Below are 15,556 nucleotides of genomic sequence, written 5' to 3'. Positions count from 1 at the left end.
AACAACAACAGGACAGCCATGCGCATCCCTTTTCTACAAGGTCGCTCCATCGGTGGGCTCAACGTTATCTTCAATATGGGGCTTCGTGGCTCCACGCTTGTCCTGCGTTTTGCGCTTTCCTTCTATATCGTCAAATTCATGGGCCTTGAGGCCGCTGGTATTTACGGGCTGGCGCTGGGGGTTGTGAATGCGGCACCGGCTGCTCTCGGCTGGGGCCTGAACTATTTCATCGCACGCGATGTGAGCGGCAAAACATCCGGTATCGCTGGCGTGTACATGAAGACGCGTCTGCTGGTGACGGTGTCCTCGCTTGCGGCGATGACGGCGATTGCCCTTCTGGTTGCGTCTTTCATGGGCCACGCGGTCGTACCGCTTTATTTTCTCATTCTTCTCGTCGTCTGGCTGGAGACGATCTCCTGCGATATCCATGTGCCACTCATTGCACAGGAAATGTCCAGCCAGGCGAATGTGCTGTTTTTCCTGCGAACGTCATCGTGGATATTGCCGGTTATCGGTCTCGGATTTCTGTTTGAGGGCTTCCGCAACATCGAGACCATCATGGTCGCGTGGAGCCTGGGTTACATCGTGATGTTTATCGGCCTCGCCGCCTTTCTGAGACAATGGCCATTCCGGCGTATTTACCGCTCACGCATGCGGTTGCGCTGGGTTAGAAAGCGCATGCGCAAGGCATGGCTGATCTATATCAGCGACATCAGCAATGTCGGACTTGTCTATGCCGACCGCTATATCGTCTCGCTTCTGCTCTCGCTTTCGCTGACGGGCGTCTACACATTCTACTGGTCTCTGGCCAATGCCCTGCAGACGCTGATTTCAACTGCGGTGCTGCAGGTTGCCATCCCTGCCTTGTTCAAGGCTTACAATACCGGCTCCATGAAGGAATGGCGCTCGGTGATGATCTGGCAGTTCACCAAGACGGCCGCTGTGGCTTTTGGATTGGGCATTGCCATTTTCGTCAGCGGCAACATTCTCGTCCATCTCATGAACATGCCGGAACTGGGCGAGCATCAGGGCATGTTTGCGCTGTTGCTTTTAACCGCTGTCGTTCGCTCCTGCACCGACCTGATGGGTCTTGGCCTGAACAGTTTGCGCAAGGACGGCCATTATGCCTTCGTCAATCTCTCCAGTGTGCTCCTGTCGATCGGCATGAGTTTCCTCCTGATCAGCACCTTTGGCTTCATCGGCGCTGGCCTTTCCGCATTTTTCACGGCGCTGGTCACCGCGTCCATATCCAGCTCGTTGCTCTGGCGCGCTTCGAGATCATAAAGACAGACATTTCCGACGACTCATTTTCAGCAGGAAGGCGATTGAACTGATGGCATCCGATCAGCCCCAACATTCTCTGGGACGCCGCATTTTTAAGAAGCTTTACCATGCAGCTATTCACAGCTTGCCCATCAAGCAGGCGACGCAGCTGCAATATTATCGCTACCATAAGCTCTGGGCCAATCTCGATAATCCCAAGACGCTGAATGAACATCTCGCCGCGCGCAAGATTGCATGGACCGGTCCGCACTCAGACCCGCGCCTCATTATGCTGAGCGACAAGATTGCCGTGAAAGATCATGTGGCAAGGGTGCTGGGGCAGGAATGGGTTACGCCCACGCTCTGGCGTGGAAAAGACCTCAATGATTGCCCGCCGCTGCCATTTCCCTATGTCATAAAGGTCAATCATGGCTCGGATCGCAACATTTTCGTCTATGGGCCTGACGATCTGATCGGCGCGAAAGAACAATGCGATATCTGGCTTGCCGGGCGCACCGCCTGGCGCTTGGCGGAAGAATGGTACAACCACATAGACCCTGAAATCTTCATCGAACCCTTTATTGGCGATGATGGGCAGGCGCCGGTGGATTACAAACTGTTCTGCTTCGAAAACGACATTCCCTGCATTCAGATCGATACCGCACGCTTCACCGATCACCGTCGCTGCTTTTATGACGAGCATTGGAAGAAGCTCGATTTCGGACATTATTATCCGCTGGAAACCGAGGAACTGCCGCGTCCACCCCATCTGGATCGGATTCTTGCTGCGGCCAGAACGCTGGCGCAGGGGTTCGAATTCGTTCGGATTGATTTCTACGACAAACCGTCCGGCCCGTTGTTTGGCGAGATGACGTTTAGCCCCACATCCGGTTTCGGCGCTTTCAGGCCACCATCCACTGATGTGTGGCTGGGGACATTCTGGAAAGACCAGCCGGAAGGGCGCTTTCGCACCGGCGCGGAGTGAGCTTAGCTTTTGGCGGCCGCTGGTTTCTTCCACGGCAGTGGTGCAGCGAGAAGGTATGACATCACGATGCCGCCCGTCAGCCATGCGACGACGACGTAGACATAGTAAAATCCGGGTGTGAACACCGCGTTGAACAGAAACAGGAAGGCAATATAGCCGCAGGCCACTTTGCGTAGCCCTAAACGGTTGGGCTGCAAATTGTCGTGGACCCACATTTGCAGCTTGCCGAAGTAAAAGCCGAACAGGGTCGCGATGAAAACGACGCCTGATATGCCAAAGTTGAGATAGGCTTCCCCAAACAGAGTCGGGCGAAGGCCAGCGTGAAACTGCGGATCAAGCCCCGCCAATGTGCTGGTGATGATGCCCATGCGGAAATCGTTTCGAAACTCGCTGATGAAGGATGGCACCAGCGCCATATAGCCTGCGAGATAGGTCATGCCATTGTAGAAACGCCCGTCAAAGCCGCTCAGAATCCAGGCATAATCGCGGAAGTCGGAGAAGTTGTTGCCGAAGAAGATCTGGAAGGAAACGGTTTGCAGAATATCGACGCTGTTATCACCATCGGCGGTGGATCGTAGAATTCCGATGACGATGGCGACCGTTACGAAGCCTGCGATGGAAAGGGTGAAGGCGGCAAGGTTTTTGTAGCGATAGGCAATGATGAGGCAGACCACGAAGATAAATAGCGTCTCAATGCTGGCGCCGCGTGTGCCAATCATCAGGCCGAGGCCGCTGCACATCAATCCTGCGAACACAAAAAATCTGTTGTGGCCGAAACCGTAGACCAGAAGACTGAGCGTTATCGTTGGCAGGATGACGGAATAAAGATTGATCGCAGGGCGCAGCGACGTGTTTTCAAACGAAAACTGCCGTCCTTCAAAGGGTCTGACACCCAGCGCGATCAGGCCCATGGTGGCAAAAATGATGACCACGAGCGAAATCCAGACCCCCGGCTTTGTTTGCCAGAAGGCGTAGCCCTTCTCCACGAAGGTGAACATCGCGCTTTTTCCCGAGCTGAAGGTCGCGAGCCCCATGCCGACCAGCACAAAGACGACGCCGAGAACAGAGAGGTAGAAGGCTTCGTTGATATAATCGCGGATGATGTAGATCGAATTGCCTACCGCTTCCATGTTTTGGTCCGAAGACGCGAAGGGCGACATGACCAGAATGGGCAGGACGTTATAGCGAATCCAGAAATAGGATGAGAATGTCAGCACACCCCATTTGAAGAACGAGCTGACATAATAGAGCGTGAAAATCAGCCAGCCCAAAATGAAAATCAGCCAAGCGAGATGGGACATATCAAACCTTTTAGCCCACGCATGGTGCAGGATGCGGCAAGAAACCGGTGGAATGAGCGTCGCAGAAACCAGTTAAGAACCTGTTAGCTATGTTCGACGCGGCGGGACAAAGGAGTGAGGGGCCGTATGTCAGCGACCGGCAGCGGCCGTCAGGACAGTTTCCAGACGTGCGTAATAACCGGATTTTTCGGCTGTGCCTTTGAACCCGGCAAGCCCCTCAAAATGCTCGTTTCTTTTTCCCCACCATTGGGTCTGTCCGAGTTCGAGTGCCTTTGACATGAGTCCAGCCAAGGCATCGGGCTTGTCCGGATCATAACTCCAGCCGGTCTGATGGTCGCGGATGATTTCGGTGGTGCCGCCACGCATGGTGCCGATGACGGGGATACCATAGACAGCAGCTTCGACCAGGATGCGGCTTTGCGGTTCATGCCAGCGGGATGGAACGATCATGGCGTCGGCAACGCGGTAGACATCTTCAGGCCGCACGAACCCCTTGAATTCGATCGGCGCGCCCTGCGCCAGTTTTTTGAGACGCGCCACATCGCTTTCACGGCCTCGACCGGCGATGACAAGCCGCGCTTTGTCTCTGCCGGGCAAAGACTTGAATGTGCTGATAACATCATGCACGCCTTTTTCTTCCGCAAGGGCACCGAGATAGCCAAATGTGAAATCCGGCGCGTTCGGTTGATCTCTCCCGACCAGCGTTGCGTCAAAGCTGTTTTCCGGCATGTTGGTGTTGTGCATCACATGCCATGTGGCCTTGAGAAGCACGCCATTGCGTATGAAGCTCTGGCGCAAGGCATCGCTGACGGCAATCACCGTCATGTTTTCGCCCGTAATCTCGCGCATCCGCCGGTTCAGGATCGAGCAATCAAAGCATGGGCGCTCGCAATTGTCGCTGTTTCTGAACATGCTGGATCTGGGGCAGAGCAGGGCATAATCGCGCAGATGCAGACAGATCGGCACATTGGCCCTTTGCGCTGCATAAAACAGGGCGGGCTGCATATAGGCCGAATTTTGCGCATAGATCAGATCGAATTTCTCGCTGATCAGGAACTGCGTCAGTTGGTCCGCACAGATTGCGCCCATTGCGGTGCGCAGATGCCAGCTTGCCTTGTGCAGCAGGCCAGCGGATGATTTTCGCGGCATCGGCAGATAGCTGTTGTTCCAGGGCAGGCGAACGACACGAATGCCGCCTTGCAGACGGGCTTCACCGGGCGGGGCGATGGCATCGCCTTCCTTGCCAAGGGCGAGTACGGTGACATCGTGCCGCTGGCCAAGCTCCATCGCGCCAAGGCGCGCGGAGATTTCCGCGCCGCCCTCTTCTTGTGGAGCAAAAATTTGCGATACGATGCAGATTTTCAAATCCGCTGACCTCTAGCCGCGATACCCGTGGTTACTGACATATTGGCAGTAATGGGTCACAACGATTGAGATATATTGAACAGCGCCGCCTCAGATTTTCTCTTTTCCTCGCCCAACACAATAAAATGATCAGCCGTTGTGTTCGGGAAACGTTTACCGCAATCTTCAGTGGAGTGAAGCGAATGCCTTTTTCCCCGTCGATATTTCGTCTTGATTAAGAAAATTGCGCTTTAAGTCTCTGGGATAGGGCAGGACATCTTTGATCCAATGCCGTTGAAGAGGTGGATCATGAGGATTCTGCATGTTTTTGAGACCCTGCCGGGTGGACCTGCGACCTATTTTAACGAGATAGCTCCCAAGCAGATCAAAGCGCTGGGCGCTCATAATGTGCGGGCTCTTGTGCCCGATGATCATAGCGGCTTTCTCCGCGACATTCCGCAGGCCTGCGTGGCCACCTTCGCGCGACGAAGCCGGTCAACCGTTTTGCCGGGTCTGGCGCGCGCCGTGTGGAATGAGGTCAAGACATTTCAGCCTGACATCATTCACGCGCACTCCACGCTGGCAGGTGGCGTCGTGCGCCTGCTCACCTTATTACCGGGCAAATTTCCACCTGTCGTCTATTGTCCGCATGGCTGGGCGTTTGAAATGGAAACGCCATTCTATATGCGCCACCCCGTTCGCTGGGCGGAGCGGCTTCTGTCACCTCTGGCAAAAGTAATCGTCGCCATTTCAGGCCATGAATATCGGCAGGGCATTGAAGCCGGTATTCCTGCCGCGCGAATGCAGGTGGTTGAAAACGGGATATCGACAAAAATTCCTGTCGCAACGCCAGTAGAATGGAGCGATGCGCGCATAAGAGTGCTGTTTATCGGCCGGCTGGACCGGCAAAAAGGCGTCGATATCCTGTTGAAAGCGGCTGCATCCCTGAAAGACAAGGCCGTGTTTCGGGTGATCGGGTCGCATGTCACGACGAAAAATGATCTCACCACCTCCATGCCGCCCAATGTCGAGTTTCTGGGCTGGAAATCTGCGGAAGACATCGCCGGTCATCTGGCCGTTTGCGATGTTGTCGCCATGCCATCGCGCTGGGAAGGTTTCGGACTGGTGGCTCTGGAGGCGATGCGTTCTAGAAAACCCGTCATCGCTTCGGCTGTCGGCGGGCTGCAAACCGTTGTCAGCCACGGTGAAACCGGCGTGCTTTTTCCGCCAGGTAACGATGAGGCACTGGCCGTCGCCATCCTGTCTCGCGACAAGGATGAGTGGGCGCAGATGGGCGAGGCTGGTCACGTCCGCTTTCTCGACCGTTACCGAAGCGAGCGTACCAACAGGGAGCTGATGGAGGTTTATCAGCGCATCATGGATGATTTGCCCGCTGAAAGACGCAGGATCGCATGACGACATTTATCAATGGTCGGTTCCTGACCCAGAAAACCAGTGGTGTACAGCGTTTCGCACGCGAGATCGTCAAGGCGCTCGATCGGCATCTGGCAAGCCAGAAAGCTTCCGAAGACTGGGTCTTGCTCGCGCCAGAGAATGCACCTCGCGATCTCGACCTTTCGGCTATCAGGCAGCAAAACACTGGTGGGCTTTCCGGTCACATCTGGGAACAGACCCAGCTCTATGCCGCATCTCGGCGGGGACGGCTTATCAATCTGTGCAATAGCGGGCCTGTGCTGCATGGCAGAAGTCTGACCGTTATTCACGATGCCATGATATTTCGAACGCCCGAGAATTTCTCGCGTCCTTATCGGGCCGTGCACGGAACGCTCGGACACGTTCTTTCCAGGCGCGGACGCATCGCAACCGTTTCGGAATTTTCGAAACGGGAACTGGCGGAGACGATCGGCGCAAAAAACGTCTCGGTCATTCCCAATAGCTGTGAACATCTGGCCTCTATCCAGTCTGATGAGACGGTGTTGAACCGCTTGAATCTCGTACCGCAAACCTATCTGCTGTTTGTGGGGTCGCCGACCCCGAACAAGAATATTCACCGTGCCGTTGAGGCCATCGGCAGCATGGGTGGCGAGGCACCTCAATTTGTGGTGGTGGGTGCGACGGCATCGAGCGTTTTCAACGGGGATGCGCAGGATGCAAGCAACAGCCCCGGAACTGACCGCGTCATCTTTACTGGACGCCTGACCGATGAAGAAATTGTCGCACTCTACGCAAATGCCGCAGCGCTGCTTTTTCCAAGCCTTTACGAAGGTTTTGGCATTCCGCCGCTTGAAGCGATGCTTCTCGGATGCCCGGTTCTGTCATCCAGCATAGAGCCTGCGCAGGAAGTCTGCGGGCGCGCCGCATTGTATTTCGATCCGCACAACGCCCATGATATTGTGCGGGCGATAAGGGATCTGACAGCGAATCCGCAATTGCGGGGTGACATGATTGCGCAGGGTCACCTGCGTGCCGCAGAGTTTTCCTGGGATCGGAGCGCAAACTCCCTTCTCAAAGCGATTTCAGGTCTTTGATGCTATGTTTACTCCTGCTGAAATAAAGTGGCATCCAATATCTTGGCGGTGATATCTGCCGAATGGAGACAATGAGAAGCATGAAAATCTGTATCGTCGCACAGACATTTGCGCCCCAGGAGGAGGGGGGGGCCGAAATCGTGGCTCGTATGTGCGCTTTGGAGCTTTCGCGCTACCATGAGGTTTTCATTCTTTCGCTGGGGCTGGAAGGTGATGATATCGCGCCGCCCGGCGAGAGCACCAATGCCGATGGCATCCGGGTTGTGCGTGTCAACTGGAACAACTCCTATCTCCCCGGTCCGCGCAAGCCATCGGTTGGCAAGCTGACCAAACTGGCCTGGCATATTCGCAGCGCGCTGGGTGCAACCTCTGCCAACGAGGTCAAGGCTTTGCTGGAGCGCGAGAAGGTCGATCTCGTCTACGCGCATAATTCAGCACGAATGCAGCCTGCAATCTTTGAGGCCACCAGCACGCTGGGAATTCCGCTTTGCCTGCATCTGCACGATTACGCTCTGCTCTGCCCCAAATCGAGCATGTTCCGAAGCACTGGCAATTGTGAAAACCCCTGTATCGAATGCCGCATTCTGACCGCGCGCATCAAATCCAGCAAGGGCGAGGGCGTCACGGCGATTTCCGTCAGCGATGCCCTGCGCCGGAGATTTGTGCGCAATGACGTTCTACCCCAGGCGGATTGGCATGTTCTTTTGAATGCCAACCGCAGCAAAACCCTGTTTGATGCAGGGCTGATGGGCCGAAGGACTGGCAACAGTGACATCTTCACCTTTGGATATCTGGGCGCGCTTGCGGAAGAAAAAGGTATCGAAGACCTGATCAAGGCGTTTCTGCAGCTTCCCCAGAATGAGCCCGCCACCCTGCTGGTTGCCGGAAGGGGCAGGCAGGATTATGAGCAGCACCTCAAATCGCTTGTGGGCAACGCACCCATCAAGTTTCTCGGCTTTGTCGCCCCGGAAGAGGTTTACAAGCGGGCCGATGTCGTTGTTCTGCCATCGCGCTGGCACGAACCGCAAAGTCTTATCCTGATGGAGGCGGCGTCCTATGGTGTGCCGGTGATCGGAACCGAGCGAGGCGGCACGCCTGAAATCCTGCGGGATATGGGAACGGGCTGGTGCTATGATCCTGACCATGAGGATGCGTTGATCCAGACCATGGGGCGTGCGCTTGCAATCGGGCGTGCGAATTGGTGGGATGAGAGGGATACGCATTTTCCCGGAATCAATGATTTTCCCGGAACATCTGAAGTATCGGGATATTATCATAAGCTCAATGATATCCTCATCGCAGCAAAAGCTAAAAGCCTTACAGCGAAAACTAACGCAAAACTTGCGTTGGGGGAGAAGTAAAGTCCCGTTGCAAGCATTGTTTAACGCCAATAGGTCATGGTGCGCCGCTGTTGCTTGAGAAAACTGCTTGGGGGTGGGACATGAATGCCGGTTTTAAACTGCTGAACGAGGAGGGTGACACCGCGCAGTTTTCTGCCGATTACCCCGTCGCGTTTGCAGAAACGATTGGTCTGTTCCGGCCTGCCAATGCATGGGTGCACAACAAATCATCTGCGAGTGAGGTGCCTGCAACCGTTGCGGATAAGGCTGTTCTCTTCGTCGGCTCCTGGGGGTTCGAGGAGCTTTGTGCGCGAAAATTTTGGCAGAAGCTGGCGGTCGAGCTATCGAAGCGCGGACTTGCTAGCATGCGTTTCGACTATCCCGGCACGGGTGATGCACTTGATCACGCGGATTACGCGGCGGGTCTGGATGTGTGGCTCGACACCATCATTGCCGCTGGCAAAACGTTGAAGGATCTTTCCGGCGCAAAGCGCTTGCTGCTGGTGGGACACGGTATAGGTGGCGCGCTTTCCTGGCGCGCAGCGGAAAAGCTGAACGATGTTTCGGGTCTGGTTCTTGCGGCGCCTGCTCTTTCGGGTCGCCACTGGTTGCGTGAATTCGTGGCATTGAGCCGCATCGCCAATCAGGGTGCTATTGCGACCAGCACTGCGGCAAGTGGCCCCGCAATGGGCGAGCAGGTGATACCCCGGACGGTCACGGAAGGGTTGAAGACGCTCAACATCGCGTCTGCCACATCTGCACCCGTCGCAAATATTCTTTTGCTCCAGCAGGAAAATCGCCCTGCTGACGCGGCCTTTGCCGAGCATCTCCAGACATTGGGGCTGAATGTTCAGGCCCAACTATTCGAAGGCTATGACCGCTTTATTCGTGACGTGCTGTTTTCGGTGCCGCCAACGGCTTCCATCAACACGATCGCTGAATGGGCAAGCAGTATGTCAACCAGGGTTGCTGTCGGTGCTGATGGGAGTGCCGCATGGCCTGCGGCTTTGCCATCGTGTCAGAAGGGCGATGGTTTTACCGAAACGCCTGTCCGGTTTGGCGATTGCGACAGGCTTTACGGGATTGTTTGCGAGCCGGAGGGCCCCCGCCGGGGTGCTACGGTTCTTGTGCTGCCAACGGGTTATGAACGGGCATCCGGCTGGGGCCGCATATCCGCCAATCTGTGCCGGGATCTTGCGCGCAGCGGCATTGCGAGCCTTCGCTTCGACATGGCCAATATTGCCGACAGTCCGGCGGTGCCTGGTCGTCCGGATCAGATCATCTATGGCGACGGTCAGCTTGCAGATGTCGATGCTGCGATGGATTTTCTCACAGAGAAGAAGCTTCTGCCCGTCGTCGTGACGGGGCGTTGCAGCGGCGGATGGGCAGCGTTCCGAAGCGGCGTGCGCGACAGGCGCTTCAGCGGCGTGGTGCCCGTCAACGTGTTCGACTTCTACATTCCGCAGGACGCGGATGTTGAGGCGCTGCTGATTTCATCGCGGCAACCGCTTGCCAGCTACGGGGCAAAGCTTCTGCGCGGCAGCTTTTGGCGCAGGGTCTTGAAGGGAGAGGTTCGGGTCCGAAACGGCATCGTCAATCTCTGGGCCATGATTATGGGTAAGGCCCTGTCTTTTGCGACACCCATCATGGTGCGCTTTCCGTTTCTGTCAGCGCGATTCCATCAATTGTCGCAGGATTTTAACGCCATCGCGGCGAATGACACGCGGATGTCGATTGTTTTCACTGAGGGCGATATTGGTGCGGCCATGCTGGAAACGAACTTCGGGCCGCGTGGACGCCTTTTGACGTCTCGATACGGCAGCCCCCGCATCGCTTTCATCGAGAATGCTGACCACAATCTGACGACGGCGGAAGCTCGTCACGCCTGGGCCGATGAGGTCAGAGCCATCGCGCTTCAATTTCCCCCTGCGCCCACTGCCTGACAAATTTGCGTGGCAGCGGCTGTGTAGGGCCGCTTTCATTTGATCAAAAAAAACCAGAACGAGAGGGATTCTCTTGTTCTGGTGCTGGAGGCTTGTCTTGGACGCTTCGAACTAGCAGTGGCCTGCGCGGACCGATGCCAGATTGATGATCTCGGCATTTGTCATGTCGACTTCGATTTCGCTTTGCAGGGCCGATTGCAACGCCTGTTTTGCAACATCGATGTACCAGCTTGCAGAGGGCGCGCCCAATGTCTCGGCAACACCTTCTGCGTAGGTCAACATGTTGATGAGAGTGAGAAAATCTTCCTGGCGTTCATTGATCTCGGCGTCAGTTCTGAAGGATGTCATCATTGAGCTCATCTGGTATGGATTGCGATGATCCACCTTACGAAGTGCTGACGCAATGTGCGCGTTGCAAAACCGTTGCACACGCAGTGCTTGATTTCGTGCAGAGTTACTCATCTTAGTAACCGGTCAGATACATCTTTCGAAACAGTGGCGTCGCGTTGAAGTCCCAGTCTCTGGGCGCCATCTCGGGCACGTTGTTTTCAATCGCTGATATGAGCGCCATGGCGTCGAGTTTTTTCTGATCGACCCAACACGCTTTGAGCGCGGCATCGAGCGTTTCAACCGCGATGCCAGAAAGTGCAGCAATGGCTTTCCACGTCCTGTCCTTGAAGAAAAGACGTTGCGCGGCTGTACGGAGCGCCTCACATTGCTCGGCATTCACCCCGCCCTCCCTCAACATATTGCTGATTGTGGCTTCTGCATTGACAAGGGGAATGCTGAGGGGTGGATAGCCGAGTTCGGAGGGCCCATAGATCAAGGCGACATCCGCATCGTCCACGCGCGCACCGGATGCATAGTCCTCGTAGATCTGGCCAATGCCGATCATGCCGAAAGCAGCACATTCCGCTGCGCGTAGCGCACCCATGCTGGCCGCACCGAAGACCGGAATGCCTCTCGAGAGTGCAAACAGCAATTCCTTGTGCCAGACCGGTGCCGCCGTTGCGAACTGACCATCGATCAAGCCGATGGCGGTCGCCCCGTCTTGCAACGCCTGCATCACATCCCCCTGGCAAGCGGGCGGGCGGATCTCGATGCCTGTTGGAGCAAGGTCGCGTGCGTTTGGCATGCTTGGTCCGACGAAGACAAGTTTCATCACAATGCTTTCGAAAGTGCGCGGGGGCCGAAACGCCTGTGCCGCTCGCCGTCCGGGTTTTCCAATTGCGGCGCAAAGACCTTGACGACTGCAGCGGGAAGCCATTCGGGATTGAGATCAACTGCAAAAAGCTGGTCTATGCCTGATTTTTCCAGCTGCTCGAGCACCATATCAAGTGACTGTTCGGTTGATGTCGTACTGAGAGACGGCAGGTCTTCTAATCGCTTTCGCGGAGCTGTACCCAGCGCATCCAGCATGGTTGCATCCGCCTGCCGGGAGAAGGTAGCCGGCAAAAGATCATCACGCGCACCTGCAATGAATGTCATCCGCGATTGCACAGCTTCGGTGATGGCACGCATCGCGGCAACTGCTGGAGAGGTCGCGGCACCTGCGCCATAGGTCAAATCCACGTGACGAACGGCGCGGGGCGGCGTTCTCTTCCTGGGGCCGAGCAAGGCGACTACACAGGGAATGGCCAGATCGGTGGTGATATCGAACAATGCGATATCGAGATCTGCTTGCGCAATTTTTGAGAGCACATCCTGAAAAGCGGGTTCTAACGCCGCCTCAATATCGATGGCGGACTGGTAGCGCCTGGAGGCCGGGGTCATTTGCCACAGGGTCAGGGCATCGCGCTCAACGCGCTCCAGCGTGGCATGGAGAATGGCTTCGTTGCGCGTGTTTCCAGATGCAAGGCCGTCAGAAGATTGCCAATAGCGAGGTGTCTCGATGGTGCGGTCAAGGTGAACAGCGGCAAAAGGAAGCCACAGGCTTTCGCCGGTCAAGAGATGACGCGCGCGCGTCCATTTGATCTCCTCGGCAGCCGCAACGGGCGGCGCATGCGGTGAAAGCAGAATATCGAGCGTATTGACGTGATCCTCCGCTCCCTCCAGCTTTTCGCGGCTGGTGATGATGCGTTCACAGGCGGGATTGGTCGCCACGGCCCTTTCTATGGCTTCCATTGCTGCCGAAGTCTGGGCGGCCTTGTCATCGATGCCCTTGCCCTGGGCGATCACGATGGCCTTGGCATTGGGCGCAAAGGCGCACCACACCGCAATGCCGATGTTATCCAGGCCCGTTTGGCGTGCCAGCCGCGTAATGCCCAGCCTAGAGAGAAAAGGCGAAACCCTTGTCAGAGTTTCGCCAGGAGAGCAGGCCCGATAATTGTCGAGCTGCAAGATTAGTCGTTACCTTCATGGATGCCGGTGGCGGGCAAGTCCGACGTGGAGATCGCGATAGCCAGATCAACGCCTTTGGTCAGGGAAACGCCCGCGCCGCGCAGGGATGCTGCATTGGAAAGCTCACCTGAGAGTTGTCCATTGACTGGCGTGATGGTTCCCGACTGCAAATCGGCAACCCAGAGGCCGGTTTCACCTGTAATGCCAAGAATAACTGTTTTTGCCATAAATTCCTGCCTAAAATCCGGCTCTCTCGAGGCCTTTGCGATATAATTCAGTCTGCCACGGCTCCTTATGCGGGAGGACCGCCAGCCAACGCTCCAAATCAAAACTTGGGTTGTCTTCAAAGACCTTTGCCCGAAAAGCGCGAGCTCTGTCAATATCACCGAGCATGCCATGACAAGCCGCTGCCAACCTTGCTGCGGGTCGCTTGTGGGCCATGCGATTGAGGTATTCGAGCGCAAGTTCGAACTCATGAAGAAAGTAGCTGGCACCGGCTGCAACCCAGTAATAAAGATCTGGAGCCATGGGATTGAGGGCAATGGCCTGCTTGATCTTGATCATCGCGTTTGCAGGATCGCTTCCATGGATCAGGCTATCGGACAGGCTGCACAGCACATCTGCATATTGCGGACTGAGAATTTCAGCCTGCGTGAGCGCATCGAGGCTTTCATCGATCCTGCCCATGAACATGCGGCTGACGCCTAGTTCCTTGAAGCCGCTGGCGGAAACCTCGCTGGCTTTTATGGCGGTGCTGGCGAAGCCTTCCGCCTTGGTCAGAAGTTCGGTGTCGCCACGGGCCGTCAGCACCCACTCCATGCTAAGCGTTCGCGACATGCCAGCAAGCGCCTCGGGGAAGTCATTTCCATGATCGAGCGCTTCTTTGAAATATTTTCTGGCGCGCCGGATGGATGGCAGATTGATGCTGGAGAGAGACTGCAAGCCTTTGAGATAAAGGAAGTATGCTTCGGGACGACTGGAGAAGTCACCGAAGGCGTTCTGGTGCATGCCGATTTGCGACATTACAGCCCCCTGAACCGCAGATGCGATTTCGACGCGGTGGGCAGCAATGGAAAATGGCGATAGTTCAAATCGCTCAGCCCAGATGATTTCTTCGGTAGGAGTAAAGATCAGCTGCAGGAAGAGGTGCGTGTCGGTTCTTCGGCTATCCAGCGCGTAGACAACATTATGTTTTTCAAGCACTGCCGCCTTGTCTTTGGATGCCTGAATCCGCTCGGACGTGTAAGGCGCAACGACAGAGACTGTGCGGCTGCTGCAAAGGCCGATCGTCAAATCCTCGATCAGGGCGTTTGCAATCGATCCGTCTTTATTGGCTTCTTTCGACGTCAGAGGAGGAAGAAGCGCAATGCGAGGATGTGCGGTGAGTTTCCCAGCGACAAACGGTGTCTGTTCGGGTTCTTCGTGCGATATCGGCACGGCAGGCAGCGGGGTTGCCGGTGCATTGGTGAGGCCAGAGGCCACAATGCGCCTGATGTCATGATCGTTAGGGTCTGCTTCCAGAAGCAGGACGGCGGCACGTCTGAGGACCGGATTGATATCTGCGTTGGAGCCCTGCGAGCCAGCGCCTTGCATGAAGAGAGACCGAAGGATGCCGAGCAGCCTTGAACGGACATCGCGAACCCAGACATCGAAAGGCGTTTTACCCGCTCCGCTCAACGGCAGGAACTGCATCGCCACGGCACTGCACGCTGCCTCTAGCCTTTCCGCTGGTGTCGGCAGGGCCATCACATCAAGATCACAGCTGACCACCTCGCGGTTGAGAGAGACGGTGGTGGCGTCGATGCTCATCAAAGGTGATGGTGATTGCCCGGTCGCAAGCTGAAACCGGCGCAATGTCGATCGCAAATTCGTCAATGCGACTTCAGCATTGCCCGGCCACAGAAAATTGGCGACGTCGCGACGCTGAACTGGCCTTCCCATATCGAACAGGTAAGCGGCGAGTAGCAGGGATTGAGTGGGTACGCTAATGACGTTCCCACTCTCGTCTTCAAGATTGCATCGCCCCAAAGTCGCTAAGCGGAAGGCCATATCTCTCAGTGAGCTATAGAGGCAGAGGTCTCTGTCGTCTTCTGGGCATCCGTCACATTTGCGGTGCTCAAGGACTGAACCAGCTCAAGCACCCTGCGGCGCACGCGGCTGTCTTCAATGCCTGCAAAAGCCTTGGCAAGCGAAATGCCTTCCTTGGAATTCAGGAACTGAGACAAGATGCTGGGGGGTGACACCGGTCGATCTTCAGCCGCGTCAGGTGTTCCCTCGAAAAAATAGGAAATATGCACATCCAGAAGTTCTGAAATATGCTGCAGCCGGCTTGCGCCGACGCGGTTCGTGCCTTTTTCATACTTCTGAACCTGCTGGAACGTGATGCCGAGGCCATCGCCCAGCTTCTCCTGGCTCAGGCCCAACATAACGCGGCGCAACCGTATGCGTGAGCCGACGTGTATATCTGTTGCGTTGGGTGACTTCTTCATGATGTCGTGAACTCCAAATCCTGTAATTGTGACGAGATTGCCGGAAAATTGAACTGTTCGCA

The 15,556-nt window shown here is 55.9% G+C and carries 14 protein-coding genes; 6 read left to right on the top strand and 8 right to left on the bottom strand.

The window, feature by feature from the left end; all coding sequences use genetic code 11:
• Positions 1-18: 18 nt before the first annotated feature.
• Together IFT53_RS16315 and IFT53_RS16310 are read left to right on the top strand one after the other, a co-directional pair.
• On the top strand, positions 19-1,284 hold the full coding sequence (locus tag IFT53_RS16315; protein ID WP_192066036.1) for a lipopolysaccharide biosynthesis protein: 1,266 nt from the start codon (positions 19-21) through the stop codon (positions 1,282-1,284).
• Positions 1,285-1,333: 49 nt separating this feature from the next.
• Positions 1,334-2,248 (top strand): ATP-grasp fold amidoligase family protein, encoded by a 915-nt coding sequence (locus tag IFT53_RS16310; protein ID WP_192066038.1) that lies wholly within the window; start codon positions 1,334-1,336, stop codon positions 2,246-2,248.
• A gap of 2 nt (positions 2,249-2,250) precedes the next feature.
• Here IFT53_RS16310 and IFT53_RS16305 read toward each other — a convergent pair whose 3' ends face one another.
• The gene (locus IFT53_RS16305; protein ID WP_192066039.1) at positions 2,251-3,549 is read right to left on the bottom strand and encodes an O-antigen polymerase; all 1,299 of its coding nucleotides are present in this window, start codon (positions 3,547-3,549) and stop codon (positions 2,251-2,253) included.
• Between the two features lie 129 nt (positions 3,550-3,678).
• A complete protein-coding gene (locus IFT53_RS16300; protein ID WP_192066041.1) occupies positions 3,679-4,914 on the bottom strand; it encodes a glycosyltransferase in 1,236 nt (411 codons plus the stop codon).
• Positions 4,915-5,202: 288 nt separating this feature from the next.
• On the opposite strand from IFT53_RS16300, the gene IFT53_RS16295 reads away from it, so the two are divergent.
• The 4 genes from IFT53_RS16295 to IFT53_RS16280 all read left to right on the top strand — a co-directional run bounded on the left by IFT53_RS16295 (position 5,203) and on the right by IFT53_RS16280 (position 10,665).
• Positions 5,203-6,309, top strand: coding sequence for a glycosyltransferase family 4 protein (locus IFT53_RS16295; RefSeq protein ID WP_192066043.1), 1,107 nt, complete (start codon positions 5,203-5,205; stop codon positions 6,307-6,309).
• Complete coding sequence (locus IFT53_RS16290) at positions 6,306-7,382, top strand: glycosyltransferase family 4 protein (RefSeq protein ID WP_192066045.1); 1,077 nt, start codon at positions 6,306-6,308, stop codon at positions 7,380-7,382. The genes IFT53_RS16295 and IFT53_RS16290 overlap by 4 nt, the downstream gene beginning before the upstream one ends.
• 80 nt (positions 7,383-7,462) lie before the next feature.
• On the top strand, positions 7,463-8,743 hold the full coding sequence (locus IFT53_RS16285; protein ID WP_192066047.1) for a glycosyltransferase: 1,281 nt from the start codon (positions 7,463-7,465) through the stop codon (positions 8,741-8,743).
• 80 nt (positions 8,744-8,823) lie between these two features.
• A complete protein-coding gene (locus tag IFT53_RS16280; protein ID WP_192066049.1) occupies positions 8,824-10,665 on the top strand; it encodes an alpha/beta hydrolase in 1,842 nt (613 codons plus the stop codon).
• A gap of 111 nt (positions 10,666-10,776) precedes the next feature.
• On the opposite strand, the gene IFT53_RS16275 is transcribed toward IFT53_RS16280, so the two are convergent.
• The 6 genes from IFT53_RS16275 to IFT53_RS16250 all read right to left on the bottom strand — a co-directional run bounded on the left by IFT53_RS16275 (position 10,777) and on the right by IFT53_RS16250 (position 15,494).
• Positions 10,777-11,013 (bottom strand): hypothetical protein, encoded by a 237-nt coding sequence (locus IFT53_RS16275; protein WP_042616805.1) that lies wholly within the window; start codon positions 11,011-11,013, stop codon positions 10,777-10,779.
• A gap of 115 nt (positions 11,014-11,128) precedes the next feature.
• Complete coding sequence (locus IFT53_RS16270; RefSeq protein ID WP_192066297.1) at positions 11,129-11,827, bottom strand: TfuA-like protein; 699 nt, start codon at positions 11,825-11,827, stop codon at positions 11,129-11,131.
• Positions 11,827-13,005, bottom strand: coding sequence for a YcaO-like family protein (locus tag IFT53_RS16265; protein ID WP_192066051.1), 1,179 nt, complete (start codon positions 13,003-13,005; stop codon positions 11,827-11,829). Before IFT53_RS16265 ends, IFT53_RS16270 begins: the two co-directional genes overlap by 1 nt.
• Before the next feature lie 2 nt (positions 13,006-13,007).
• Positions 13,008-13,232, bottom strand: a complete 225-nt coding sequence (locus IFT53_RS16260) for a hypothetical protein (RefSeq protein WP_192066053.1) — start codon at positions 13,230-13,232, stop codon at positions 13,008-13,010.
• Between the two features lie 10 nt (positions 13,233-13,242).
• Positions 13,243-14,946, bottom strand: a complete 1,704-nt coding sequence (locus tag IFT53_RS16255) for a hypothetical protein (protein WP_244656546.1) — start codon at positions 14,944-14,946, stop codon at positions 13,243-13,245.
• Between the two features lie 113 nt (positions 14,947-15,059).
• The gene (locus tag IFT53_RS16250) at positions 15,060-15,494 is read right to left on the bottom strand and encodes a helix-turn-helix domain-containing protein (RefSeq protein WP_042616810.1); all 435 of its coding nucleotides are present in this window, start codon (positions 15,492-15,494) and stop codon (positions 15,060-15,062) included.
• Between the last annotated feature and the right edge of the window lie 62 nt (positions 15,495-15,556).

This window comes from Rhizobium sp. CFBP 13644, from assembly GCF_014842165.1.
Classification (GTDB): Bacteria; Pseudomonadota; Alphaproteobacteria; order Rhizobiales; family Rhizobiaceae; genus Agrobacterium; species Agrobacterium tumefaciens_C.
This window is presented reverse-complemented; position numbering and strand designations above follow the sequence as displayed.

Bases quoted from the DNA above. Each gene is read 5' to 3' on its own strand.
- IFT53_RS16270 (WP_192066297.1), bottom strand. From the start codon at position 11,827: ATGAAACTTGTCTTCGTCGGACCAAGCATGCCAAACGCACGCGACCTT.
- IFT53_RS16295 (WP_192066043.1), top strand. From the start codon at position 5,203: ATGAGGATTCTGCATGTTTTTGAGACCCTGCCGGGTGGACCTGCGACC.
- IFT53_RS16285 (WP_192066047.1), top strand. From the start codon at position 7,463: ATGAAAATCTGTATCGTCGCACAGACATTTGCGCCCCAGGAGGAGGGG.
- IFT53_RS16250 (WP_042616810.1), bottom strand. From the start codon at position 15,494: ATGAAGAAGTCACCCAACGCAACAGATATACACGTCGGCTCACGCATA.
- IFT53_RS16310 (WP_192066038.1), top strand. From the start codon at position 1,334: ATGGCATCCGATCAGCCCCAACATTCTCTGGGACGCCGCATTTTTAAG.
- IFT53_RS16260 (WP_192066053.1), bottom strand. From the start codon at position 13,232: ATGGCAAAAACAGTTATTCTTGGCATTACAGGTGAAACCGGCCTCTGG.
- IFT53_RS16305 (WP_192066039.1), bottom strand. From the start codon at position 3,549: ATGTCCCATCTCGCTTGGCTGATTTTCATTTTGGGCTGGCTGATTTTC.
- IFT53_RS16315 (WP_192066036.1), top strand. From the start codon at position 19: ATGCGCATCCCTTTTCTACAAGGTCGCTCCATCGGTGGGCTCAACGTT.
- IFT53_RS16280 (WP_192066049.1), top strand. From the start codon at position 8,824: ATGAATGCCGGTTTTAAACTGCTGAACGAGGAGGGTGACACCGCGCAG.
- IFT53_RS16275 (WP_042616805.1), bottom strand. From the start codon at position 11,013: ATGACATCCTTCAGAACTGACGCCGAGATCAATGAACGCCAGGAAGAT.
- IFT53_RS16255 (WP_244656546.1), bottom strand. From the start codon at position 14,946: ATGGGAAGGCCAGTTCAGCGTCGCGACGTCGCCAATTTTCTGTGGCCG.
- IFT53_RS16290 (WP_192066045.1), top strand. From the start codon at position 6,306: ATGACGACATTTATCAATGGTCGGTTCCTGACCCAGAAAACCAGTGGT.